The organism is Dactylosporangium sp. NPDC051484, from assembly GCF_040689395.1.
GTDB lineage: Bacteria > Actinomycetota > Actinomycetes > Mycobacteriales > Micromonosporaceae > Dactylosporangium.
The window spans coordinates 106,669-130,415 of record NZ_JBFAZX010000004.1; the positions used below are offsets into that span (position 1 = coordinate 106,669).

Below are 23,747 nucleotides of genomic sequence, written 5' to 3' on the forward strand. Positions count from 1 at the left end.
CCCCGGTTCGTACACCGTAGGCCCCGCGACGGCCGGCACACCCGGAATCGCCGGTACTTCACGGCATGAATGGCCCACGATCGGCCGGAGGTACCGCCCGGATCAGCGGAATGCTTCGGGGCGAGTACGGCAGGTACGGTCCGGTCGGTGGGGGGACCGGTGGCGGTTCCGGGATCGGCGGCATTACGGGGGTCGGCGGCCCCGGCAGCCCGACCGGATGACGAGAAGAGGGGCGCGCGGCGCGCCCCTCTTCGTCGCGGGGCCTGGCAGTCCCAGAGTGTCGTCCACCACGGGATTGCATGATTATGCACTACCTCGTATATGCTTCATGCGTGTCCAAGGTCCTGAACTCCCTGCCCGTCGGCGAACGCGTCGGGATCGCCTTCTCCGGCGGCCTCGACACCTCGGTGGCGGTCGCGTGGATGCGCGAAAAAGGCGCCATCCCGTGCACCTACACCGCCGACATCGGTCAGTACGACGAGCCCGACATCGCCTCGGTTCCGGGGCGCGCCACGGCGTATGGCGCCGAGGTCGCCCGCCTGGTCGACTGCCGGGCGAGCCTCGTCGAGGAGGGCCTCGCGGCCCTGGCCTGCGGGGCGTTCCACATCCGCTCCGGCGGCCGCGCGTATTTCAACACCACGCCGCTCGGCCGCGCCGTGGCCGGCACCCTGCTGGTGCGCGCGATGCTCGAGGACGACGTGCAGATCTGGGGCGACGGCTCCACCTTCAAGGGCAACGACATCGAGCGGTTCTACCGCTACGGCCTGCTCGCCAACCCGTCGCTGCGCATCTACAAGCCGTGGCTGGACGCCGAGTTCGTCGGCGAGCTCGGCGGGCGCAAGGAGATGTCGGAGTGGCTGCTCGCCCATGGGCTGCCCTACCGCGACAGCACCGAGAAGGCGTATTCCACCGACGCGAACATCTGGGGCGCCACCCACGAGGCCAAGTCGCTGGAGCACCTCGACGCGGGCGTCGAGATCGTCGACCCGATCATGGGCGTGCGCTTCTGGGACCCGGCCGTGGAGATCCCGGCCGAGGACGTCACGATCGGCTTCGCGCAGGGCCGCCCGGTCACCATCAACGGCAAGGAGTTCGCGACCGCCGTCGACCTGGTGCTGGAGGCCAACGCCATCGGCGGCCGGCACGGGCTGGGCATGTCCGACCAGATCGAGAACCGCATCATCGAGGCCAAGAGCCGCGGCATCTACGAGGCGCCGGGCATGGCGCTGCTGCACATGGCGTACGAGCGCCTGGTCAACGCGATTCACAACGAGGACACGGTCGCCGCGTATCACAACGAGGGCCGTAAGCTCGGCCGCCTGCTGTACGAGGGGCGCTGGCTCGACCCGCAGGCCCTGATGCTGCGTGAGGCCCTGCAGCGCTGGGTCGGCACGGCCGTCACGGGCGAGGTGACGATCCGCCTGCGCCGCGGCGAGGACTACTCGATCCTGGACACCCAGGGCCCGGCCCTGTCGTACCACCCGGACAAGCTGTCCATGGAGCGCACCGAGGACGCCGCGTTCGGCCCGGTCGACCGCATCGGCCAGCTGACCATGCGCAACCTCGACATCGCCGACTCGCGGGCGAAGCTGGAGCAGTACGTCACGCTCAACGTGATCGGCAGCCCCCACCCGATGCTGCTCGGCGCCAACCAGACCCCGTCCGCCGACCTGCTCGGCGCCATGCCGGCCGGCGGCGCCGCCGCGATCACCGCGCGGGGCGCCGTGCAGGAGGACGCCGAGCTGCTCGACCACGCGGCTCTGGAGTCCGGCACCGACTGACCCTTCGGCCACGTCCCCGGTTCCCCGGCGTGTCGACCGCGACTGCTCGCGCCGGGTGATACCGGGGACGTGGCCCCATTTTGTCGCCTGCTGCAACGGCTGGTCGAAGGGGCGCCGCCCCGGCGGTGAGCCGCGTCTTCGCAACGGCCGCACGACCCCGTCGAGCCTCACCACTGCTGCCTGGCCCTGCTACCCGGCCGCCATGACTCCGCATCGGTACGTCCTGTGTGGACAGTCTCCGATGGACGTCGCGAGCCTGGAGGTCTGGGAGTCCGAGGAGGTCCGCGCCGCCTGCCCAGGCCTCAGTCGGCGGTGCCCAGCTCGGTGGAACCGGAAACCCGCTTCACCTGTGGCCTGGATCGTCCAGGTCTTGGATCTTGTCGACGGTGGCCGCTCGACGGATCCAGATGCCGAGCTGGTCAAGATCGGTGCAGTCGGCGATGTTGGCGCGGATCTCGTCGAGGATCTCGACCTCCCGAGCGTCGAGGACGGTAAGCACCGCCCTGGCCATCCCGCGTGCTTCACCATGACTCTCACGATCTGCCAATCATGGGTTACGCATTGTGAACCATGTTGCCCCGGCGTGGGACACGCGCTAATCGTGGCGGGCCGACCGACGACCGAATCGTCGTCTGCGCGACCGCGACCGCGCCTAGCTCATCCGGTCGCTGAGGCCACCTGGCCTGGCCCCGGTGGGCATTTCGAGTCGGTGTGCCTAATCTCGCCACCGTGGTCGACGTGCGGAAGGCCGACCGGTGGCGTCGACAGTCGTGGCGGTTCGCGCCCACCACCGTTTCGCGGTCGCAAGGTCGACTTTGTAGCGTTCATGGCCAGTTTGTAGCGTTCATGGCCAGCCCGTACGCCGCCTGGACGCTTGGCGTCCGCCCCCGAAGTAGCGGCGGGTCGGAGGCGAAGGGGCTTCTTCGCTTGTCTCGCCGCAACTGTGAGGATCTCAGATGACATCGCCGCCGGCCGACGGCCGGCGGCGACGTTGCCGTTCTGAGCGGTTAGTCGTCGAGGTCCTGGATCGTGTCGGCCTTGATGGCGCGGTGGAGCCAGGCGTTGAGCTTGTCGAGGTCGGTGCAGTCAGCGATTCGAGCACGGATGTCGTCCGGAATGTCGATGCCCCGGTCGCTGAGGATCGCCAGAACCGAGGTGGCCAGGCCGCGGGCCTGGCCTACGGCTAGGCCCCGTGCCTCGCCGGCCGCCAGGCCGCGGGCCTCGCCGCTGGCCTCACCCTCGTCGAAGTAGCGGCGGGCGAAGTCGCTCTGGTAGCGGTGACTCGTGGTGGTCATGAGCTCCTCCAGGCATTCCCGGGCTGCCTCCGGCAGGTCCTTGAATACCAGGTCAGTGTACAGGTTGGCATGGACTGGATCGATTACGTCGAGCGCGGTGAGCAGGGCTTCGAACACCGGTGTGGGGTCCGGGCGGCCTCCGTGCGCCAGTGCTGACAGCACCGCGAGCTCGGGGGCGCGCTTGGCCGTGTCGAGGTCGGTGACGACGGGAACCTGGTCGGGGCCGAGCGCCACGGGCGTCAGCACGGAGCCGGGCGGCCCGATCGCGATCGGGGCCGCACACCGGTCGGCGACGGCTTGGTCGGGGCACATCACCAGCAGCGCGACCGGGCAGCCGAGCCGTGCGTGCAGGGTCGTGATGTACACCGGCCAGCTGCGCCGCTTCCGCGCATCGACCCGCAGCTGCACCTCGACCACAACGGCGAGGACCGGTCCGTCGGCGCCGTCCAGCGTGACGACCGCGTCTGCCCGGTACTCCGTCGGGGTTACGTCCGTGAACTCGCTGGAGGTCAGCCGGGCGACCCGGAAGTCCGGCACGGCACCGTGCAGGGGGCCGTTCAGGAGCTCGGCGGCCAGCGTCGGTCTGCCCCGGAACAGCTCAATGAGTATTTCGTGATCCGATGAAGGCACGTTGCGAAAACCTAGGAGACAACCTGGCGATCCGATAATAGATCATAACCGATGGTTGGCTACTTCGGGTCATACATTCCGGTCGCCAGTGGCACCGTTGTGAACCTCGGGTCACAGGGCCGCAGATTTAGATCGCATTTACCAGCGATTCCGCGAGCGGAATCAGCCGAGCGGTCAATTTCATGCTGTTCATGCAAGCCCGAATTCCGGATCAAGAGATGGAGCCCGGCGCGGTTACCTTGATGGCTACGTCGAAGTCGTGGCCGCAGTGCACCAGTGCGAGCGGTGATCGGGCAGATGCCCATGTGATCAGTGGGCACCTAGCCGGCACATCTGTGGTCATTCGGCCGTCACACCTGTGGTCATCTGGCCGCTCGGTTTGTGGTCTTCTGGCCGCATTGGTGCTGATCGTCGAGTCGGCATCCGCGATACGTGCGTCAGCCTCCGGAGGGGTCGTCTTCGGTTGGGCGGTTGCTGGGCTCCGCGGTCGTCAAAACCGTTCAGGCCGACCTGGCGCTGACGGATACAGCCAGTCGGGGGATGCGCCAGTCGCCGTCGGCCATTTCCGCACCCCGGCCGCCGATGCCTTCGAAATCAAGTCCGGAACACGCGTCCATGACGAGGACCTGCGCGGGATGCGGGCGCTTCGTGCCTGGCTCGGCGACCGCTTGATCGCAGGACTCGTCTTGTGCATGGGCGCGTTGCCCTACACCCACGGCAACGGAACGCATGTCATGCCCCTCGACATGCTCTGGAGATAGCCTCACCAGCCGCGTTCGCGCCACTCCGGCAGTGACGGGCGCTGGCGGCGATCGTGGAATTCTTGCCGTGGCCCGGGTAGAACGTCACCTCGTCCGGCAGGCGCTCGAGGAGCTTCGTCGTCACGTCGTGGAAGAGGGAGTCGAAGTCGGCCTTGTTGCCGTGCGTGTTGCCCACGCCGCCCGGGAATCCCTGAGGCGCTTGAGGGGCTACACGCACGACCACTGCGACGCGCGATCACCGAATGGTCTGCAAGATCTCGCCGTTGTCGGCAAGCACCCAGAACGACCATCCATTGCGGTTCGGGTTAACCGTCGGGTTGTAGGCCGCGACCACTGCAACTGCGGCGCCACTCGGGGTTGAGTACGTCTTGTCCTTGAGTTTGCCGCTGATGATCGTCACGGACTTCGTCTTGCGGTTGTAGACCGCTTCGACCTTGGTGCCTTCATAGATTGCGTAGATCGCCACCTCGTCGACCTGTGGTTCGGCATCGGCTTTGGTGGAGCCGGGCGTCTTGGCGAAGTGCTCCACCAGGCGGGCGACTGCTACGCCGTCGGTGACGCCCCAGGCGATCGCGAGGAGATGCACCTTGTTGTAGGCATCGATGGGCACGTCGGTGATCGTTGTCATGCTGCCTCCGGCCGGTCGTCTACTGACAGGAGATAGAATAGTAAAACGTAGAACGAGAAGTCAAGTGGAGCTGAAGGCGAAGGCAAGTTGGGTGGGAATGCGGAAGAACAGACGTGCAGATGCGGAAGAAATTTGGTTGGAATGCGGAAGTAGGGCATGGTTGCGCTATGGATGGCGCGCTTACGGGTCTGGCTGAGCGCCGCTTGGCGGCCGTACTCGTCGACAGGCTGAGTGAGGAGCCGACGGTCGTCCTGAACGGGCCGCGAACGGTCGGCAAGAGCACTCTCCTCAACGAGTGCGCGCGGAGGTTCAACAAAGCAGTGATCGACTGCGACGATCCGGCCACTCGGGCTGCGGTCCGAAGTGACCCGGGCCGGTTCGTGGAAGGACCCGGTCCGGTCTTCATCGACGAGTTCCAGCACGTCCCGGAGCTCCTCGATGCGATCAAGGCCGAGCTCAACCGAGATCTCAGTCCAGGGCGCTTCGTTCTCGCCGGATCGACGCGCTACTCGACCCTGCCGCAGGCAGGTCAGTCGTTGACGGGGCGCGTCGACATCATCGATGTTCTGCCGCTTGCTCAGATGGAGATTGATGGCAGCGGCGCGGAGCCGTTTGTGCATCGGCTACTCGCCGGCCGCGGGTCCGAGACCTTGCCGGACCGCTCGACGACGAGCCGAGACGAGTACGCCCGGCGGGTGACGTCCGGCGGCATGCCCGTCGCGTTGCGGCGGCCGCCCGGGAGATCGCGCTCGCGGTGGTACAGCAATTATCTCGATCTCGTGATCGAACGTGACGTGATCGAGCTCAGTCGCGTCCGTCAGCGCGAGATGCTGCCTCGCCTGTTGAATCAGCTCGCCGCGCGCTCGGGACAGGTACTGAACATCGCGGCGACTGCGCAGGCGCTAGGGATGGAGAAGAGCAGCGCCGAGAACTACGTGCGGCTCCTCGAGGCAGTGTTTCTGATTCAACGCCTGCCTGCCTGGGGGACGACCTTGGGCTCCCGGGTGGCGCGCCAGCCCAAGGTGCATGTGGTTGACGCCGGGGTGATGGCCTGGCTACTCGGACTGAATCCGGAGAAGATCTCGCGGTCGGATCCGGCTGTTCTGACCGACTACGGCCACTTGATCGAGACGTTCGCTGTGGGCGAGATTCTGAAGCAGATCAGTTGGTGGGACGCGCCAGTCGTCGCAGGTCATTTCCGGACTGCGACCGCCGACGAGGTCGACCTTGTCATCGAGGGCGACGACGGCGACGTCATCGCTTTCGAGATCAAGGCCGGTACTCGTATCCACGGCGAGGATCTGCGCGGGATTCGGGCACTCCGCGGCAGGCTCGGTGCCCGACTTGCCGCTGCCGTCGTCCTGTACACGGGGGAACTTGCGTTCACGCATGAAGAGGGTGCATTGGTCGTTCCCCTCGATGCGCTGTGGAGATGACCGATTACCAGCCCCTGGCGCGCCACTGCGGCAGGGCCGGGCGCTCGGCGCCGATCGTGGAGTCCTTGCCGTGGCCGGGGTAGATCACCGTCGAGTCCGGTAGCGGGCCGAAGACCTTCTCCTCCAGGTCGTCCATCAAGGAGTTGAAGTCTGTCGGGTTTGTTGTCCGCCCAGGACCCCCGGGGAAGAGGGCGTCGCCGGTGAAGAGGTGGCCGCCGTCCGGCTCGTAGTACAGGGCGATCGAGCCCGGGGTGTGGCCCACCAGGTGGATCACCGAGAGGGTGCAGTCGCCGACGCGGAGGGTGTCGTCCTCGTTCAGGGTGCCGGTGACCACCGGGATCTCGGGGGCGTCGGCCGGGTGGGCCAGGGACTGCGCACCCGTCGCCTCGATCACTTCGGCGAGCGCCATCCAGTGATCGGGGTGGCGGTGGGTGGTGACGACCGCGCGGATGCCTTCCGGCTCCACGAGCTGGAGCAGCCGTGGTGCCTCGTTGGCCGCGTCGATCAGGACGCCCTCGCCGGTGGCGCGGCAGCGCAGCAGGTACGCGTTGTTGTCCATCGGTCCGACGGAGAGCTTGGTGATCGAGAGTGCGGTCGTCATTTCCATGCCTCCAGGCTGGGCAGGTCGCCGCGGCCGGAGAGCCAGGCGGCTAGAAGATGTGCCGGGCCGGTCACGGTCGGTGCGGACGGGACGGTGAGCAGCGCGGCGCCATCCGGGTCCGCGAGGGTCGCCACGCGCGGGGCCGACGGGTCGTGCAGCGGGAACGCGGGCGGCCAGTCGGCGGAACACCGGGCGAGCGGGGCGTCGTCGAGACCGCGCACGGTGGCGGGCGGCCGGGCGGTGGCTCGTTCAAGCTCGGGGTTGAGCACCAGCGGATCGGCCGTCACAGCAGACACCCTAGCGCTGACGGACCCCGACGGCGGGCGGCAGGTCGCCGACGGCCCAGTGCAGTTCGTCCTCCCAGTCGGCCACGCTGAGGTCGACGGTCTCGAAGGACAGCCTGGCGCCGATGGGCTTCCCGAGGTACCCCGCGAAAAGATCATGGACCACGACGAGCCGCTGGCCGACCGCTAAGGCCGCGGGGTCACGGCCGCCGGCGGGCCTGACCTCGAGGCGGCCGTAGACGCCCATCTCGGCGTCGGTCCCGCGATCCTCGACGATCACGTCCAGGATCTCGTCCTCGGCGCCGACGTGAAACCCGTAGGACGTGCCCCCGAACGTCAGCCAGAACCGCATCAGCGAGTCGTCCTGGCCAGGCGAGACGTGCCACTGCACGTCGGCCCGCTCGAGGCGGAGTCCGACGGCGCCGGCCAGCACATGCGAGGGAAGCACGCCCTGACCATAGCCCCGATATTCGGTTTCGCGGCATGGACGCGCTGCCTACCGTGGATTTCCGAACGCCAGTTCGTACGGAAGGATGCCATGCACATCGACCTGTCGGCCCTGGGCTGGGACGACGCCTTCGCCGCGGCCTTCGAGCGCGGGTTCGCCGTGCCCGGTCAGCGGCCCGCGCGGGTCAGCCGCGTGGACCGGGGCATCTGCACCGCGCTCGCGACCGGCGGCCCGGTCCGGGCGAGCCTGTCGGGCGGCCTGCTGGCCCGCGCCGCGCAGGACCCGGGGGCGCTGCCCTGCGCCGGCGACTGGCTGGTCGTGCGCACCTGGCCGGACGGGCGGCTGACGGGGGAGGCGGTGCTGCCCAGGCGCACGGCGATCGTCCGCGCGGTGGCGGGGGAGGAGTCCTTCGGCCAGGTCTTGGCGGCGAACGTCGACGCGGTCGCGGTCGTCGAGCCGGTCGACCCCTCGCCCGACCTGGGGCGCATCGAGCGGCTGCTGGCGCTGGCGTGGGAGTCGGGGGCAAGGCCGCATCTGGTACTCACGAAAGCCGACCTTGCGGCCGATCCGCAGGCGCTCGCGGCGCAGATGCCGGCGCGCGCGTCCGGCGTGGAGGTGCACGCCGTCAGCGCCCGCACCGGGCTGGGCCTGGACGCGCTGCGCCCGCTCGTCGCGCATGGCCGCACGCTCGGCCTGCTCGGGCAGTCCGGGGCGGGCAAGTCCAGCCTGGTCAACGCGCTCGCCGGGGCGCCGGTGATGCAGACCCGCGAGCTGCGCGCCGATGGCCGGGGCCGGCACACCACCACATATCGGGCGTTGATTCCGATGCCGGGCGGCGGTTCGGTCCTCGACACCCCCGGCGTACGCCTCGTCGGCATGTTCGACACCGCGGCCGGGCTCGATCGGGCGTTCGCGGACGTGACGCGGATCGCGGAACACTGCAGGTTCCAGGACTGCGACCACGCCGACGAGCCGGGCTGCGCGGTCCGGGCCGCGGTCGAGGCGGGCGAGCTGAGCCCGCGGCGTTACGCCCACTGGCAGAAGTTACAAAAAGAGCAGATGCTGGCAGCGGTACGGCGGATGCGGCGCGAAAGCCGCGAACGGCGCCGGCCGGCACGGCCCTAGCCGCGGGGCATTCCCCGTTCGAGCACCCCTCGGGCGATCGGGCGCCGAAAAATGTCATACCCCCTGGCTAGAGTTGTCGGCTGGCACCGTGCCGGTGTTCCAACCGGACAAATCACTGCCAAGTTGTCTCTGCCAAGGGGAAGCATGTCCGACCGCTTGATCATCCGTGGCGCCCGCGAGCACAACCTTCGCGACGTCAGCCTCGACCTGCCGCGCGACGCGATGATCGTGTTCACTGGGCTGTCCGGCTCGGGCAAGTCGAGCCTGGCGTTCGACACGATCTTCGCCGAGGGTCAGCGGCGATACGTCGAGTCGCTCTCCTCCTATGCGCGCCAGTTCCTCGGCCAGATGGACAAGCCCGACGTCGACTTCATCGAGGGCCTGTCTCCGGCGGTCTCGATCGACCAGAAGTCGACCTCGCGCAACCCGCGCTCGACGGTCGGCACCATCACCGAGGTCTACGACTACCTGCGGCTGCTCTACGCCCGCGTCGGCGAGCCGCACTGCCCGGTCTGCGGCGAGGCGATCACCAAGCAGACGCCCCAGCAGATCGTCGACCGCGTCCTGGCCATGGACGAGGGCACCCGCTTCCAGGTGCTCGCGCCGGTGGTGCGGGGGCGCAAGGGTGAATACGTCGACCTGTTCAGCGAGCTGCAGTCCAAGGGCTACGCGCGGGCCCGCATCGACGGCGTCGTGCACCCGCTGACCGACCCGCCGAAGCTCAAGAAGCAGGAGAAGCACACCATCGAGGTGGTCATCGACCGGCTCGCGGTGAAGCCGAGCGCCAAGCAGCGGCTCACCGACTCGGTCGAGACCGCGCTGAAGCTCGCCGCCGGCATCGTGATCCTCGAGTTCGTCGACCTGCCCGAGGACGACGAGCATCGGGAGCGGCTGTTCTCCGAGCACCTCGCCTGCCCCAACGAGCACCCGCTGTCGGTCGAGGACCTCGAGCCGCGCTCGTTCTCCTTCAACGCGCCGTATGGTGCCTGCCCGGACTGCACCGGCATCGGCACCAAGAAGGAGGTCGACCCGGAGCTCATCGTCCCCGACCCGGAGCGCTCCCTGCGCGAGGGCGCGATCGCGCCCTGGGCGACCGGCACCACGCTGGACTACTTCCTGCGGCTACTTGAGGCGCTCGGCGACGAGGAGGGCTTCAACCTCGACACGCCGTGGCGCGCGCTTTCCTCGCGCGGCCAGAAGGCGATCCTCCACGGCTCCGAGGACCAGGTCCACGTCCGCTATCGCAACAAGTATGGCCGCGAGCGCTCCTACTACACCGGGTTCGAGGGTGTGGTGCAGTGGATCGAGCGCCGTCACTCCGACACCGAGAGCGACTGGTCGCGGGACAAATATGAGGGCTATATGCGCGACGTGCCCTGCGGCACCTGCGGCGGCACCCGGCTCAAGCCGGAGATCCTCGCGGTCACGATCGCCGGGCGCAGCATCGCCGACGTGTGCAACCTGTCGGTGGGGGAGTGCGCCGAGCTGCTCGGCGCGCTGACGCTCACCGACCGGCAGAAGATGATCGCCGAGCGGGTGCTCAAGGAGATCAACGCCCGGCTGCGGTTCCTCGTCGACGTCGGCCTGGACTATCTCTCCCTCGACCGGGCCGCCGGCACGCTGTCGGGCGGCGAGGCGCAGCGCATCCGCCTGGCCACTCAGATCGGCTCCGGCCTCGTCGGCGTGCTCTACGTCCTCGACGAGCCGAGCATCGGCCTGCACCAGCGCGACAACCACCGGCTCATCGAGACCCTGGTGCGGCTGAGGAAACTCGGCAACACGCTCATCGTCGTCGAGCACGACGAGGACACCATCCGCACCGCCGACTGGATCGTCGACATCGGGCCCGGGGCCGGCGAGCAGGGCGGCCGGGTCGTGCACAGCGGGCCTTACGACGACCTGGTCAAGACCGAGGACTCGGTGACCGGCGCCTACCTGTCCGGCCGCCGCAGCATCCCGACCCCGGCCATCCGGCGCCCGCGCACACCCGGCCGTGAGCTGGTCGTCGTCGGCGCCCGTGAGCACAACCTGCACAACCTGACCGTGCCGTTCCCGCTGGGCCAGCTCGTCGCCGTCACCGGCGTCTCCGGCTCGGGCAAGTCGACGCTGGTCAACGACATCCTGCACGCCGTGCTGGCCAACACCGTCAACGGCGCCCGGCTGGTGCCCGGGCGGCACACCCGCATCTCCGGCCTCGACCTCGTCGACAAGGTGGTCGGCGTCGACCAGTCGCCGATCGGCCGGACGCCGCGGTCCAACCCGGCGACATATACCGGCGTTTTCGACAACGTCCGCAAGCTCTTCGCCGAGACGACCGAGGCGAAGGTCCGCGGCTACGGCCCGGGGCGGTTCTCGTTCAACGTCAAGGGCGGCCGCTGCGAGGCGTGCGCCGGCGACGGCACGATCAAGATCGAGATGAACTTCCTGCCCGACGTGTATGTCCCGTGCGAGGTCTGCAAGGGCGCGCGGTACAACCGCGAGACCCTCGAGGTGCACTACAAGGGCCGCACCATCGCCGAGGTGCTGGACATGCCCATCGACGAGGCGGCCGGCTTCTTCGAGGCGATCCCGGCCATCCACCGGCACCTCAAGACGCTGGTCGACGTCGGCCTGGGATACGTGCGGCTCGGCCAGCCCGCCCCGACGCTCTCCGGCGGCGAGGCGCAGCGGGTGAAGCTCGCCTCCGAGTTGCAGAAGCGCTCGACGGGCCGGACGGTGTATGTGCTGGACGAGCCGACCACCGGCCTGCACTTCGAGGACATCCGCAAGCTGCTGCTGGTGCTGCAGGGCCTGGTGGACAAGGGCAACACGGTCATCGTCATCGAGCACAACCTCGACGTCATCAAGACCGCCGACTGGATCATCGACATGGGCCCGGAGGGCGGCCACAAGGGCGGCACGGTCGTCGCCGCCGGCACCCCGGAGGAGGTCGCCGAGCTCCCGGACAGCTACACCGGGCAGTTCCTGCGCCACGTGCTCGGGCTGACCGGCCCGGCCAGCGGCGACCCGGCGGCCCGCGACCGCGCGGCACAGGCCAACGGGACCAAGCCGGCCGCGGCGCCGAAGAGGGCGGCCGGCGCGCGTGCGACGCCCGCGAAGGCGGCCACCGCGGCCAAGGCGGCCCCGGCGGCCAAGTCAGCCGCTGCGGCGAAGACGACGGCCCCGGCGGCCAAGTCAACCGCCCCGGCGAAGACGACGGCCACGGCGAAGAACACGGCCTCCGCGGCGGCCAAGGCCACGAAGGCCGCGCCGCGCAAGGCCCCGGCGAAGAAGGCGGCGACCAAGGGCTGAACAGGTGCCGGGGGCGGCCCCGCGGGACCGCCCCCGGGTGCTTCTGCTGCGGTCGGGGCTCGCGGGCGGCGCTGCTACGGTGGCCGCTGGCGAGACTTGACCACGGGAGGAGTCACGTGTCGGTCGAGGACGTCTTCAACCCCTGCGCCGCCACCGCGCGGCGCACGCTGCTGCTGGGCGCGGGCGCGATGGGCATCGCCGTGCTCGCCGGGTGCGGCGGCGACGAGCCGGCCCCGGGCGCCGGCGGGCAGCCGGGCGGCTCCAGCGCGCCGGCCGCGCCGACCAGCGCTCGGGGCAACCCGTTCGACGACACCGGCTCTGGCGGCAGCGACGAGCCGAAGGTGCCGTCCAACGCGCTGGTCGCCGTGGGCGAGGTGCCGGTCGGCGGCGGGGTCATCGTCAAGGACGCGGTGCTGGTGATCCAGCCGGCGAAGGGGACCTTCAAGGCGTACGACGCGATGTGCCCGCACGAGGGCGAGATCGTCGACCCGCCGTTCGACGGCAACCCGATCATCCAGTGCCCGCGGCACAACTCGAAGTTCAAGGTCGCCGACGGCAGCCGGGTGGCGGGCCCGGCGCTGCGGGGGCTCAAGGGCATCAGGGTCGAGGTGCGCGGCGGCTACGTCGTGCGCCCCTGATGCTTACGCATGGTGGCCGTGCGGTCGCCGCGTTCGCGGCGACTCTCAGAATTCGTTGAGCATTGAACCGTACCCTCCATGTTCGGTGTATGCATGGCCGCAGCCTGCGGGCCTAGGAACAGTGGAGGAGCTTGATGAGTGACACGACCCGCCGCGCGGTGCTCGCCGGAGCCGTCGGCGTGACGGCCGCGTCCGTCATCGCCGCCTGTGGGGGCGGTGACAGTGGATCGAACAGCGCCGCCAACGACTCCAGCCCCAGCGGACCGATCGCCAAGAAGTCGGACATTCCGGTCCAGGGTGGCAAGATCGTCTCCGCCGGCGGCGGCACGGTGATCACCCAGCCGGAGCCTGGCACGTTCAAGGCATTCACGGCGATCTGCACGCACCAGCTGTGCCTCGTGACGGACGTGGTGAACAACTCGATCAACTGCAGGTGTCATGGCAGCACCTTCTCGGCGGTGAACGGATCGGTCACCAATCCGCCGGCCTCCGCGAAGCTGGAGGAGAAGAAGCTGCGCATCGACGGCGAGGACATCTACCTGACGACGTGACGGGGTGACGCGCTCCCCCGATCGCGGGTCCGATGCGTCCCGATGGCGGGGGCGGTCGCCGTCGTGGCGACCGGCCCTCGCCGATTTTGTCGTACCCCCCGGATAGTCTCGAACCGTGCCTGACCCGTCGACGTATCGACCCGCTCCGGGGACCATTCCCGACGCGCCGGGGGTGTATCGCTTCTACGACCCCTCCGGCCGGGTCATCTACGTGGGCAAGGCCAAGAGCCTCCGGCAGCGGCTCAGCAGCTACTTCGCCGACCTGTGGACGCTGCACTCACGCACCCAGCAGATGGTCACCACGGCGTCGCGGGTCGACTGGGTCACCGTCGGCACCGAGGTCGAGGCACTGCAGCTCGAGTACAACTGGATCAAGGCGTACGACCCGCGGTTCAACGTCCGGTATCGCGACGACAAGAGCTATCCGTATCTCGCCGTCACGCTCGACGAGGCGTATCCGCGGCTGCAGGTGATGCGCGGCGCCAAGCGCAAGGGCGTGCGCTATTTCGGGCCGTATGCGCACGCCTGGGCCATCCGCGAGGTGCTCGACCTGCTGCTGCGGGTGTTCCCGGCCCGCACGTGCTCGTCGGGCGTCTTCAAGCGCGCGGGGCAGATCGGGCGGCCGTGCCTGCTGGGGTATATCGGGAAGTGCTCGGCGCCGTGCGTCGACCGGGTCAGCGAGGACGAGCACCGGCAGATCGTCGAGAACTTCTGCGACTTCATGGCCGGCCGGACCGACACGATGATCAAGCAGCTCGAGCGGGAGATGTATGAGGCCTCCGACGAGCTGGACTTCGAGCGCGCCGCACGGCTGCGCGATGACCTCGGTGCACTGCGCCGCGCGATGGAGAAGCAGGCCGTGGTGCTCGGCGACGGCACCGACGCCGACGTGGTCGCCTTCGCCGACGACCCGCTCGAGGCCGCGGTCCAGGTGTTCCACGTGCGCGGCGGGCGGGTGCGGGGCCAGCGCGGCTGGATCGTGGAGAAGACCGAGGATCTCACCGTCGGCGACCTCGTGCACCACTTCTGCACCCAGATCTACGGCAGCGAGGCCGGCGCCGAGGCCGCCGACCTGCCGCGGGAGCTGCTGGTGCCGGAGCTGCCGGCCGACGTCGACGCGCTCGCCGACTGGCTGACCCGGCTGCGCGGGAGCCGGGTCGCGATCCGGGTGCCGCAGCGCGGCGACAAGAAGGCCCTCGCCGACACCGTCGCGCGCAACGCCGAGCAGGCCCTGCAGCAGCACAAGCTGCGCCGGGCCGGCGATCTCAGCACCCGCAGCAAGGCGCTGGAGGAGCTCGCCGAGGCGCTGGGCATGCAGACCGCGCCGCTGCGCGTCGAGTGCTACGACGTGTCGCAGATCCAGGGCACCGACGTGGTCGCGAGCATGGTCGTCTTCGAGGACGGGCTGTCGCGCAAGAGCGAGTATCGGCGCTTCGCGATCAACGGCGCGACCGACGACGTGTCGGCCATCTCCGAGGTGCTGCGGCGGCGGTTCGCGCGATACCTCGACGCCAAGGTCGAGATGGACGAGGCCGGCGAGGTCGACCCGTCCCGCCCCGGCATCGACCCGACGACGGGGCGCCCGCGCAAGTTCGCCTACCCGCCCCAGCTCGTGGTCGTGGACGGCGGCCAGCCCCAGGTCAACGCCGCCGCCCAGGTGTTGCTCGACCTCGGCATCGACGACATCACGATCTGCGGCCTCGCCAAGCGCCTGGAGGAGGTGTGGCTGCCCGACGACGAGTTCCCGGTGATCCTGCCGCGCGCCTCCGAGGGCCTGTATCTGCTGCAGCGGGTCCGCGACGAGGCCCACCGCTTCGCGATCACGTATCACCGCCAGAAGCGCTCGAAGCGCATGACCGCGTCGACCCTGGACGCCGTGCCGGGCCTCGGCGAGATCCGCCGCAAGGCCCTGCTGCGCCACTTCGGTTCACTCAAAAGGCTGAAGTCGGCGAGCCTCGACGAGATCGCGGAGGTCCCCGGCATCGGCCGCCGCACGGCGGAGGCGGTCCTCACCGCCCTCGGCGGGGGAGGTCCCACCGCCCCGGGCGCCGACGCCCCCGCCACGCCGGAGCGCCCGGCCGCGTTTCCCGCCCCCGCCGCCACCGACGAGGCACACGCCGCGGCCGTGGAGGCCCGCCCCGCCGCTGACGAGACCCGCGACGAGCCATGCGAGGCCGTTGACGAGCGCCGGGCCGTGGATGAGCGCGAGGTCGTTGACGAGCCGAGCGAGGCTCGTGACCAGCCGCGCGACGAGGCTGGTGACCGGTCGGGCACGCACCGTGATGGGCCGCGTGAGGGTGTTGGGTCAGGCGAGTGGGGGCCGTCGTGACGCGATGCGCGAGGCCGGCGACGGGGTGGACGAGGTGGGTGGAGGTGGCGGCGTGTCGGGCGGGGAGCATGACGCTGCGCACGGCGACGACAGCGTGGAGTCACCGGTTCGCGTGTCGGCGGTGGTGAGATCGGGCGGGGCTGCGACGGAGGGGCACGGATACCGCGAACTAGTGCAAATCGACCGACCGTCCGATGGCGCGAGCGGTACGACATAAACTCATCGACGTGTCGAGAGAAGGCGACGTGCCCAGTGATGCCCCCGCGCCCGACGACGGCGCCCCGCCGTTAGGTGACGCGGCCGCGGATTCGCGGGACGGGCGGACCGTCGCCGACCGCGAAGCCGGGCCGCGCGCCGGGCGGGAAGCCGACCCGGACACGCCGGAGACCGGCGGTCCCGAGCACGCCGCCGCCGACCGCGGGACCGGGCCGATCGTCGTGGGCCGGGAAGTCGTGGGCCGGGAACCGGAGCCGGAGGCCGGGCAGGCAATCGTGGGCTGGGATGCGCAGCCCGGGGCCGAGCGGGCAGCCGACCAGGCCATCGCGGGCTGGGATGCGGGCCCGGGAACCGAGGGGGCAACCGAGCAGGCCGTCGTGGGCCGCGCGGCCGGGCCGGGTGCCGCACCCGGCGAAGGAGGGGTGCCCGGGCGCAAGGCCACCGACCTGGTCATCGTGACCGGGGTGTCCGGGGGCGGGCGCAGCACCGTGGCGCGGGCGCTCGAGAACGTCGGGTATTACGTCGTGGACAACCTGCCGCAGGCGCTGCTGCTGGACATGGCCGAGCTCGCCCACGCCGCGAAGGGGGCCGTCCGCCGCACCGCCATGGTGCTCGACGTGCGCAGCCACGCGTTCTCGACGGACCTGCCGGGCGCGGTCAAGTCGCTGCGGGAGCGTGGGTTCAACCCGCGGATGGTGTTCGTCGACGCCGACGACGAGGTGCTGATCCGGCGCTTCGAGAGCGTGCGGCGCTCGCACCCGCTGCAGGGCGCCGGGCGTCTGTCCGACGGCATCGCCGCCGAGCGCAAGCTGCTGCAGGAGGCGCGTGAGCAGGCCGATGTCCTGATCGACACGAGTCACCTGAACGTCAACCAGCTGCGCGGGCGCATCGAGGAGATGTTCGGCGAGGAGGACACGACTCAGATCAGGGTCACGGTGCTGTCCTTCGGCTTCAAGTACGGGCTGCCGCCCGACGCCGACTTCGTGCTCGACGCGCGCTTCCTGCCCAACCCGTACTGGGTGCCGGAGCTGCGCGAGCATACGGGCAGGGAGACCGACGTCAGCCGGTACGTCCTCGGGCAGCGCGGGGCGATCACGTTCGTGGAGACGTACGCGCGGCTGATCAACGCCACGGCGCCCGGGTTCGAGCGCGAGGGCAAGCGCTACCTGACGATCGCCGTCGGGTGCACGGGCGGCAAGCACCGCAGCGTCGCCATCGCCGAGGAGCTCGCCCGGCGGCTGCGCGACATGCGGCTCGCGGCATCGCCCCAGCACCGCGACCTGGGACGCGAATGACGGGCCTGAAGGCGGGCGGCGACAACGGCACACGGGCGGCGGGCCAGGCCGTCCGGGCGGTCGCGTTCGGTGGCGGGCACGGCCTGTCCGCCTCGCTGCGCGCCTTGCGCATTCTGCAGCGTCAGCTGCCCGTGGACATCACGGCCGTGGTCACGGTCGCCGACGACGGCGGCTCCAGCGGCCGGCTGCGCGCGACCCGCGACATATTGCCCCCGGGGGACCTGCGTCAGGCCCTTGCCGCGCTCGCCGATGAGACCGCGACCGCCGACCTGTTCCAGCACCGCTTCGCCGGCGAGGACGACATCGCCGGGCATCCGGTCGGCAACCTGGTGCTCTGTGGGCTGATGGAGGTCGCCGGCGATCCGGTCGTCGCGCTGGACCGGGCCGCGCAGATGCTGCGCTGCGGCGGCCGCGTGCTGCCGATGTCCCGGGATCCGCTGCACATCGAGGCCGATCTCTCCGAGGGTGGCGAGGTGGTCACCGTCCGCGGTCAGCACGAGGTCGCGGTGACGATGAAGACCATCGACCGGGTACGCCTGACGCCGGCCGAGCCGGAGGCGTGCGCCGAGGCGGTGCGGGCCGTGCGTGATGCCGACTGGCTGCTGTTCGGCCCCGGGTCGTGGTTCACCAGCGTCATCCCGCACCTGCTGGTCCCAGGGCTCGCCGCCGCCATCCGGGACAGCCCGGCCCGGCGCCTGGTCACGCTCAACCTGGCCGCCGACAGCGAGACCGCCGGGCTCACGCTGCCGGAACACCTTGCCGCGCTGCATCGTTACCTTCCTGAATTGCGAGTCGATGTGGTGCTTGCCGACGGGAAAGCCGTAGGCGACCCCGAACCGGTCCATCGTGCGGCAGAATCGCTGGGTGCGCGGCTGGTCCTGGCCCCGGTCGCCGTCGGCGAGGGGGCGCCACGGCACGACCCGAAGGCGCTGGCCGCGGCACTCGAGCCACTGCTACGCGCCGATGGCCGCGCCGGGATTCCGGGCGGCGGGTGCGCACCGGGGCACACCGGCAACGGCGCGCGGCACGGGCGGGCGCAGGCACGTCACGACATGACCTTGAACACGAAAACCGCGAGGTGACGACAGAATGGCGATGACCGCTGCGGTCAAGGACGAGCTGAGCCGGGTTGACGTGGCGAAACCCTGCTGCCGGCGCGCCGAGATGGCCGCGCTGCTGCGCTTCGCCGGCGGGTTGCACATCGTCTCCGGCCGGGTGGTCGTGGAGGCCGAGCTGGACACCAACGCCACCGCCCGACGGCTGCGCCGCGAGGTGTCGGAGGTGTATGGGTACTCCAGCGAGATCCACATCCTGGCCTCCGGCGGCCTGCGCAAGGCGAGCCACTTCATCGTGCGCGTGGTCAAGGACGGCGAGGCCCTCGCGCGCCAGACCGGCCTGCTGGACGTGCGCGGGCGACCGGTCCGCGGCCTGCCGCCGCACGTCGTGTCGGCGAACATGTGCTGTGCGGTCGCCGCGTGGCGAGGTGCGTTCCTGGCGCACGGCTCGCTGACCGAGCCCGGCCGCAGCTGCGCGCTGGAGATCACCTGCCCGGGGCCGGAGGCCGCGCTTGCGCTGGTCGGCGCCGCCCGGCGCATCGGCATCACCGCCAAGGCCCGCGAGGTGCGCGGGGTGGACCGGGTCGTGGTCAAGGACGGCGACGCCATCGCCGCGCTGCTCACCCGCATCGGGGCGCACCAGAGCGTGCTGACCTGGGAGGAGCGGCGGGTGCGTCGCGAGGTGCGGGCCACCGCCAACCGCCTGGCGAACTTCGACGACGCCAACCTCCGCCGCTCGGCGCGGGCCGCGGTGGCCGCCGCCGCCCGGGTCGCCCGGGCGATGGAGATCCTCGCCGACTCCGCCCCCGAGCACCTCTTCAGCGCCGGCACGCTGCGCCTGGAGCACCGGCAGGCGTCGCTGGAGGAGCTTGGCGCGCTCGCCGACCCGCCGCTGACCAAGGACGCGATCGCCGGGCGGATCCGCCGGCTGCTGGCGCTGGCCGACAAGCGGGCGCGTGATCTGGGCATTCCGGACACCGAGTCGGCGGTCACCCCGGAGATGCTGGTCGGGTGAGTGCGTGGGGGAAACGTGTCGCCCGACACCCCGGCGGGACCGTGACCGGTTCGAGACGATAGGGTTTCCCTGTTCGGCGATGAGGCCGACTCGGGTCGCTCTTCGCTGTTCGATCGCCGCCGCGACACGCGGCCAGGACCCTGTGTATCGGGTGGGGTCCGGACCGGCGGGACCAGGGTGGGCGAGCCAATAACACTCATCTGGCGCCCGGCGTCGATAAAGGGAACTGCCGGGTAGCGACGAGACGAGGAGATGTGTCGAAGTGACCATCCGGGTTGGCATCAACGGCTTCGGCCGTATCGGCCGCAACTTCTTCCGTGCAGCCCTTGCGAAGGGTGTTGACATCGAGGTTGTGGGCGTGAACGACCTGACCGACAACGCGACGCTGGCGCAGCTGCTGAAGTACGACAGCATCCTCGGCCGCCTGGGCAAAGAGGTGAAGGCGACCGCGGACGAGATCACCGTCGACGGCAAGACCTTCAAGGCTCTCGCCGAGCGCGACCCGTCGAAGCTGCCCTGGGGCGACCTGGGCGCCGACGTCGTCATCGAGTCGACCGGCATCTTCACCGACGCGGAGAAGGCCAAGGTCCACGTCGATGGCGGCGCCAAGAAGGTCATCATCTCGGCCCCGGCCAAGAACGAGGACCTGACGATCGTCTTCGGCGTGAACGAGCACCAGTATGACCCGGCGAAGCACACGGTCATCTCCAACGCCTCGTGCACCACCAACTGCCTGGCCCCGATGGCGAAGGTCATCAACGACACGTTCGGCATCGAGCGTGGCCTCATGACCACGATCCACGCCTACACCCAGGACCAGAACCTGCAGGACGCCCCGCACAAGGACCTGCGTCGCGCCCGCGCCGCCGCGCTGAACATCGTGCCGACCTCGACCGGCGCCGCCAAGGCGATCGGCCTGGTCCTGCCGGAGCTCAAGGGCAAGCTGGACGGCTACGCGCTGCGCGTGCCGGTCCCGACCGGCTCGGCGACCGACCTCACCGTGACCGTCTCGCGCGACACCAGCGTCGAGGAGGTCAACGCCGCGCTCAAGGCCGCCGCCGAGGGCTCGCTGGCCGGCATCCTCACCTACACCGAGGACCCGATCGTGTCGACCGACATCGTCACCGACCCGGCGTCGTGCATCTTCGACTCGGGCCTGACCAAGGTCATCGGCAACCAGGTCAAGGTCGTCGGTTGGTACGACAACGAGTGGGGCTACAGCAACCGTCTCGTCGACGCCGTCACCCTGGTCGGCACCGGCCTGTGAAGACGCTGGACGACCTCCTGAGCGAGGGCGTCGCGGGTCGGCGCGTGCTGCTGCGCGCCGACCTTAACGTCCCGCTCGACGGGGAGAAGATCACCGACGACGGCCGCATCCGGGCGGTCCTGCCGACCCTCGACGCGCTGCGTCAGGGCGGCGCCCGGGTCACCGTCGTGTCGCACCTGGGCCGCCCGAAGGGTGCGCCCGACCCGAAGTACACCCTGAAGCCGGTCGCCGACCGGCTGGGTGAGCTGCTCGGCGGCTCGGTCGCGTTCGCCACCGACACCGTCGGCGACTCGGCGCAGGCCGCGGTCGCCGGCCTCGGCGACGGCGACGTCGCCCTGCTGGAAAACCTGCGGTTCAACCCGGGGGAGACCAGCAAGGACGAGGCCGAGCGCCAGGAGTTCGCACGGCAGCTGGGCGCGTTCGGCGACGTGTATGTCGACGACGCGTTCGGCGCCGTGCACCGCAAGCACGCCAGCGTCTACGACGTGGCCGCGCTGCTGCCGCGCTACGCCGGCTACCTGGTGCGTCGCGAGCTCGAGGTGCTCTCCAAGCTGACGGGCGAAGCGGAGGGGCCCTACGCGGTCGTCCTCGGCGGCTCGAAGGTCTCCGACAAGCTCGCCGTCATCGAGGCGCTGCTGCCGAAGGTCGACAAGCTGCTCATCGGCGGCGGCATGTGCTTCACCTTCCTCAAGGCCCAGGGCCACGAGGTCGGCAAGAGCCTGCTGCAGGACGAGATGGTCGACACCTGCAAGGACCTGCTCCAGCGCGGCGGCGACAAGATCGTGCTGCCGGTCGACGTCGTCACCGCGACCGAGATCAGCGACGACGCGGCCACCAAGACCGTCGGCATCGGCGAGATCCCGGCCGACGAGCTCGGCCTGGACATCGGCCCGCAGGCCGTCGCGGAGTTCTCCGGCATCCTGGCCGGCGCCAGGACGGTCTTCTGGAACGGCCCGATGGGCGTGTTCGAGAAGCGCCCGTTCGAGGCCGGCACCCGCGGCGTCGCCGAGGCGATCACCAAGGTCGACGGCTTCACCGTCGTCGGCGGCGGCGACTCGGCCGCGGCGGTGCGCGCGCTGGGCGTCCCCGAGGACGGCTTCAGCCACATCTCCACCGGCGGCGGCGCCTCCCTCGAATACCTTGAGGGCAAGGTCCTGCCGGGCATCGCGGCGTTGGAGGGCTGAGCGATGGCGGAGCAGACCGGACGCCGGCCGCTGATGGCCGGCAACTGGAAGATGAACCTCAACCACCTCGAGGCCATCAAGCTGGTCCAGCAGCTGGCCTTCACCCTCACCGAGCAGCAGCTCAACGACGTGGAGGCCGTGGTACTCCCGCCGTTCGTCGACATCCGCAGCGTCCAGACGCTCGTGGACGGCGACAAGCTGGCCATCGGCTACGGCGCGCAGGACCTGTCCGCGCACGCCTCCGGCGCCTACACGGGCGAGGTCTCCGGGGCCATGCTGGCCAAGCTCGGCTGCCAGTATGTGGTCGTCGGGCACTCGGAGCGCCGGCAGTACCACCGCGAGGACGACGCCCTGGTCAACGCCAAGGTGAAGGCGGCGCTGGCCAACGGCATCGCGCCGATCCTGTGCGTGGGCGAGGGCCTGGAGGTCCGCGAGGCCGGCGAGCACGTGGGCTACACGCTCGCGCAGCTCGACGCCGGGCTCGAGAAGATCAAGACCGACGAGATCGAGAAGATCGTCATCGCGTACGAGCCGGTCTGGGCGATCGGCACGGGCAAGGTGGCGACGCCGCAGGATGCGCAGGAGGTCATCGGGGCGATCCGCACCCGGCTGGCCGAGAAGTACACCGGCGGCATCGCCGACCGGGTGCGCATCCTCTACGGCGGCTCGGTCAAGCACGACAACATCGCGGCGATCATCGAGCAGCCCGACATCGACGGCGCGCTCGTCGGTGGTGCCAGCATCGACGCCGAGGGCTTCGCCAGGATCGTGCGTCTCGGCAAGTAGGCCTCGGTAGCCACGGAAACACTCAACGTCGCGCGACCTCTCGCAGGTCGCGCGACGTTCTGTTTGTCGCCGGGTGGCAACCGGTGGGCTGGCTGGATTGCCGCGGTGCCCGGCCGAATCGGTGCCGGAGCGGCGGCACCGGCTACGGTGATGCCGATCGTGTACATGAAAGCGCTTCGCATCGACGGAACGAACATCCGCGGCGGCTTCATCCACCCCGCAGTTCGGACAGCCCGACCTGTGCGCGCGCGGACTCGCCTAGTAAGCTGCCCTGCAGACATCGCGCCAGAACCGCCCACCGAGAGGACGACCGCGCCATGACGGCGTTCGCCTACACCCTGATCGTGCTGCTGGTCATCACCAGCGTGCTGCTGACCCTCCTCGTGCTGCTGCACCGTGGCAAGGGTGGCGGCATGTCGAGCATGTTCGGCGGCGGCGTGTCCTCGAGCCTCGCGGGCTCGTCGGTCGCCGAGAAGAACCTCGACCGTTACACACTGCTGGTTGGCATCGTCTGGTTCGCCTGCATCGTCGGCCTCGGCCTCTGGCTGAAAGTTATTCAGAGCGCTGGTGCCTGAGCACATCGGGTGGTTCTAGACTCGTGCGCGCGGTCCGAGAAGGTTCGGGCCGCGCGCAGGTGTTTTCGCCCACACTCCTGCGCTCCGCACGACGTCGTATTCCCCGACGAACAGGAGCGAGCAGCCGTGGCAGCTGGCAATGGCATCCGTGGAACACGAGTCGGCGCCGGCCCCATGCGGTGGGCCGAGCGAGGTGACCAGGCTCCCCGCCGCAGCATCACCTACTGGTGTGCCAACGGGCACGTGACCGAGCCGGCGTTCGCCGTCGAGATCACGCCCCCGGTCACCTGGGACTGCCCGAGGTGCGGCCTCCCGGCCGGGCAGGACCGGCAGGCCCCGCCGGAGCGGCCGAGGGTTGAGCCGTACAAGTCCCACCTGGCCTACGTCAAGGAGCGGCGCAGCGACGCCGACGGCGAGGCCATCCTGCAGGAGGCGCTGGCCCGAATGCGCCAGCGCTGTTCCTAGCCTGGCGCGCTGTTTCTAGCCTGGCGCGCGCTTCGCGCGGGCGCTGCCGGGGGGTTCCCACCCCGGAGCCCCCCATGCCCGCTTCGCGGGC

At 70.0% G+C, this 23,747-nt stretch carries 21 protein-coding genes and 2 pseudogenes; 15 read left to right on the forward strand and 8 right to left on the reverse strand.

Annotation, left to right across the window (positions count from 1 at the left end; all coding sequences use genetic code 11):
* Positions 1 to 332 precede the first annotated feature (332 nt).
* The gene (argG, locus tag AB0367_RS09235) at positions 333 to 1,781 is read left to right on the forward strand and encodes an argininosuccinate synthase (protein WP_366225717.1); all 1,449 of its coding nucleotides are present in this window, start codon (positions 333 to 335) and stop codon (positions 1,779 to 1,781) included.
* 343 nt (positions 1,782 to 2,124) lie between these two features.
* Here argG and AB0367_RS09240 read toward each other — a convergent pair whose 3' ends face one another.
* The 5 genes from AB0367_RS09240 to AB0367_RS09260 all read right to left on the reverse strand — a co-directional run bounded on the left by AB0367_RS09240 (position 2,125) and on the right by AB0367_RS09260 (position 5,095).
* On the reverse strand, positions 2,125 to 2,292 hold the full coding sequence (locus AB0367_RS09240; protein WP_366225718.1) for a hypothetical protein: 168 nt from the start codon (positions 2,290 to 2,292) through the stop codon (positions 2,125 to 2,127).
* A gap of 496 nt (positions 2,293 to 2,788) precedes the next feature.
* Positions 2,789 to 3,706 (reverse strand): hypothetical protein, encoded by a 918-nt coding sequence (locus AB0367_RS09245; RefSeq protein WP_366225719.1) that lies wholly within the window; start codon positions 3,704 to 3,706, stop codon positions 2,789 to 2,791.
* A gap of 500 nt (positions 3,707 to 4,206) precedes the next feature.
* A complete protein-coding gene (locus tag AB0367_RS09250) occupies positions 4,207 to 4,437 on the reverse strand; it encodes a hypothetical protein (protein WP_366225720.1) in 231 nt (76 codons plus the stop codon).
* A 1-nt stretch (position 4,438) separates the two neighbouring features.
* The gene (locus tag AB0367_RS09255; RefSeq protein ID WP_366225721.1) at positions 4,439 to 4,642 is read right to left on the reverse strand and encodes a hypothetical protein; all 204 of its coding nucleotides are present in this window, start codon (positions 4,640 to 4,642) and stop codon (positions 4,439 to 4,441) included.
* Between the two features lie 60 nt (positions 4,643 to 4,702).
* Positions 4,703 to 5,095, reverse strand: a complete 393-nt coding sequence (locus tag AB0367_RS09260; RefSeq protein WP_366225722.1) for a hypothetical protein — start codon at positions 5,093 to 5,095, stop codon at positions 4,703 to 4,705.
* Positions 5,096 to 5,262: 167 nt separating this feature from the next.
* Between AB0367_RS09260 and AB0367_RS09265 the strand changes: the two genes are divergently transcribed.
* On the forward strand, positions 5,263 to 6,531 hold the full coding sequence (locus AB0367_RS09265; protein ID WP_366225723.1) for an ATP-binding protein: 1,269 nt from the start codon (positions 5,263 to 5,265) through the stop codon (positions 6,529 to 6,531).
* Positions 6,532 to 6,535: 4 nt separating this feature from the next.
* On the opposite strand, the gene AB0367_RS09270 is transcribed toward AB0367_RS09265, so the two are convergent.
* The 3 genes from AB0367_RS09270 to AB0367_RS09280 are packed head-to-tail and all read right to left on the reverse strand — an operon-like array spanning position 6,536 to position 7,864.
* Positions 6,536 to 7,132, reverse strand: coding sequence for an MBL fold metallo-hydrolase (locus AB0367_RS09270; protein ID WP_366225724.1), 597 nt, complete (start codon positions 7,130 to 7,132; stop codon positions 6,536 to 6,538).
* A complete protein-coding gene (locus AB0367_RS09275) occupies positions 7,129 to 7,419 on the reverse strand; it encodes a hypothetical protein (RefSeq protein ID WP_366225725.1) in 291 nt (96 codons plus the stop codon). Before AB0367_RS09275 ends, AB0367_RS09270 begins: the two co-directional genes overlap by 4 nt.
* A 10-nt stretch (positions 7,420 to 7,429) precedes the next feature.
* Positions 7,430 to 7,864: a hypothetical protein gene (locus tag AB0367_RS09280; RefSeq protein ID WP_366225726.1), complete on the reverse strand. Its 435-nt coding sequence runs from the start codon at positions 7,862 to 7,864 to the stop codon at positions 7,430 to 7,432.
* Between the two features lie 90 nt (positions 7,865 to 7,954).
* Between AB0367_RS09280 and rsgA the strand changes: the two genes are divergently transcribed.
* The 13 genes and pseudogenes from rsgA to AB0367_RS09345 all read left to right on the forward strand — a co-directional run bounded on the left by rsgA (position 7,955) and on the right by AB0367_RS09345 (position 23,656).
* Positions 7,955 to 8,989: a ribosome small subunit-dependent GTPase A gene (gene rsgA, locus AB0367_RS09285; RefSeq protein ID WP_366225727.1), complete on the forward strand. Its 1,035-nt coding sequence runs from the start codon at positions 7,955 to 7,957 to the stop codon at positions 8,987 to 8,989.
* A gap of 144 nt (positions 8,990 to 9,133) precedes the next feature.
* A pseudogene (uvrA, locus tag AB0367_RS09290) lies at positions 9,134 to 12,037 on the forward strand (excinuclease ABC subunit UvrA); the annotation flags it as partial.
* Between the two features lie 359 nt (positions 12,038 to 12,396).
* Positions 12,397 to 12,918 (forward strand): Rieske (2Fe-2S) protein, encoded by a 522-nt coding sequence (locus tag AB0367_RS09295; protein WP_366225728.1) that lies wholly within the window; start codon positions 12,397 to 12,399, stop codon positions 12,916 to 12,918.
* A 134-nt stretch (positions 12,919 to 13,052) separates the two neighbouring features.
* Positions 13,053 to 13,469: a Rieske (2Fe-2S) protein gene (locus tag AB0367_RS09300; RefSeq protein WP_366225729.1), complete on the forward strand. Its 417-nt coding sequence runs from the start codon at positions 13,053 to 13,055 to the stop codon at positions 13,467 to 13,469.
* Positions 13,470 to 13,584: 115 nt separating this feature from the next.
* Positions 13,585 to 15,489 (forward strand): annotated as a pseudogene (gene uvrC, locus AB0367_RS09305) (excinuclease ABC subunit UvrC); the annotation flags it as partial.
* A gap of 947 nt (positions 15,490 to 16,436) precedes the next feature.
* Complete coding sequence (rapZ, locus tag AB0367_RS09310; protein ID WP_366226035.1) at positions 16,437 to 17,309, forward strand: RNase adapter RapZ; 873 nt, start codon at positions 16,437 to 16,439, stop codon at positions 17,307 to 17,309.
* Positions 17,306 to 18,391 carry a uridine diphosphate-N-acetylglucosamine-binding protein YvcK gene (yvcK, locus tag AB0367_RS09315; protein ID WP_366225730.1) on the forward strand — a complete coding sequence of 362 codons (1,086 nt, stop codon included), beginning with the start codon at positions 17,306 to 17,308 and terminating at the stop codon, positions 18,389 to 18,391. Before rapZ ends, yvcK begins: the two co-directional genes overlap by 4 nt.
* Before the next feature lie 7 nt (positions 18,392 to 18,398).
* Positions 18,399 to 19,379 (forward strand): DNA-binding protein WhiA, encoded by a 981-nt coding sequence (gene whiA, locus AB0367_RS09320; RefSeq protein ID WP_366225731.1) that lies wholly within the window; start codon positions 18,399 to 18,401, stop codon positions 19,377 to 19,379.
* Positions 19,380 to 19,641: 262 nt separating this feature from the next.
* Positions 19,642 to 20,646 carry a type I glyceraldehyde-3-phosphate dehydrogenase gene (gap, locus tag AB0367_RS09325; protein WP_366225732.1) on the forward strand — a complete coding sequence of 335 codons (1,005 nt, stop codon included), beginning with the start codon at positions 19,642 to 19,644 and terminating at the stop codon, positions 20,644 to 20,646.
* Positions 20,643 to 21,830 (forward strand): phosphoglycerate kinase, encoded by a 1,188-nt coding sequence (locus AB0367_RS09330; RefSeq protein WP_366225733.1) that lies wholly within the window; start codon positions 20,643 to 20,645, stop codon positions 21,828 to 21,830. Before gap ends, AB0367_RS09330 begins: the two co-directional genes overlap by 4 nt.
* A gap of 3 nt (positions 21,831 to 21,833) precedes the next feature.
* Positions 21,834 to 22,616, forward strand: coding sequence for a triose-phosphate isomerase (tpiA, locus tag AB0367_RS09335; protein WP_366225734.1), 783 nt, complete (start codon positions 21,834 to 21,836; stop codon positions 22,614 to 22,616).
* Between the two features lie 317 nt (positions 22,617 to 22,933).
* On the forward strand, positions 22,934 to 23,191 hold the full coding sequence (secG, locus tag AB0367_RS09340; RefSeq protein ID WP_366225735.1) for a preprotein translocase subunit SecG: 258 nt from the start codon (positions 22,934 to 22,936) through the stop codon (positions 23,189 to 23,191).
* A gap of 126 nt (positions 23,192 to 23,317) precedes the next feature.
* Complete coding sequence (locus AB0367_RS09345; protein ID WP_366225736.1) at positions 23,318 to 23,656, forward strand: RNA polymerase-binding protein RbpA; 339 nt, start codon at positions 23,318 to 23,320, stop codon at positions 23,654 to 23,656.
* Positions 23,657 to 23,747: the final 91 nt, after the last annotated feature.

Excerpts from the sequence above, each read along its gene's own strand:
- AB0367_RS09240 (WP_366225718.1), bottom strand. The coding sequence starts at position 2,292 with ATGGCCAGGGCGGTGCTTACCGTCCTCGACGCTCGGGAGGTCGAGATC.
- AB0367_RS09250 (WP_366225720.1), bottom strand. The coding sequence starts at position 4,437 with ATGCGTTCCGTTGCCGTGGGTGTAGGGCAACGCGCCCATGCACAAGAC.
- AB0367_RS09260 (WP_366225722.1), bottom strand. The coding sequence starts at position 5,095 with ATGACAACGATCACCGACGTGCCCATCGATGCCTACAACAAGGTGCAT.
- AB0367_RS09265 (WP_366225723.1), top strand. The coding sequence starts at position 5,263 with ATGGATGGCGCGCTTACGGGTCTGGCTGAGCGCCGCTTGGCGGCCGTA.
- AB0367_RS09270 (WP_366225724.1), bottom strand. The coding sequence starts at position 7,132 with ATGACGACCGCACTCTCGATCACCAAGCTCTCCGTCGGACCGATGGAC.
- rsgA (WP_366225727.1), top strand. The coding sequence starts at position 7,955 with ATGCACATCGACCTGTCGGCCCTGGGCTGGGACGACGCCTTCGCCGCG.
- AB0367_RS09300 (WP_366225729.1), top strand. The coding sequence starts at position 13,053 with ATGAGTGACACGACCCGCCGCGCGGTGCTCGCCGGAGCCGTCGGCGTG.
- yvcK (WP_366225730.1), top strand. The coding sequence starts at position 17,306 with ATGACGGGCCTGAAGGCGGGCGGCGACAACGGCACACGGGCGGCGGGC.
- whiA (WP_366225731.1), top strand. The coding sequence starts at position 18,399 with ATGGCGATGACCGCTGCGGTCAAGGACGAGCTGAGCCGGGTTGACGTG.
- tpiA (WP_366225734.1), top strand. The coding sequence starts at position 21,834 with ATGGCGGAGCAGACCGGACGCCGGCCGCTGATGGCCGGCAACTGGAAG.
- secG (WP_366225735.1), top strand. The coding sequence starts at position 22,934 with ATGACGGCGTTCGCCTACACCCTGATCGTGCTGCTGGTCATCACCAGC.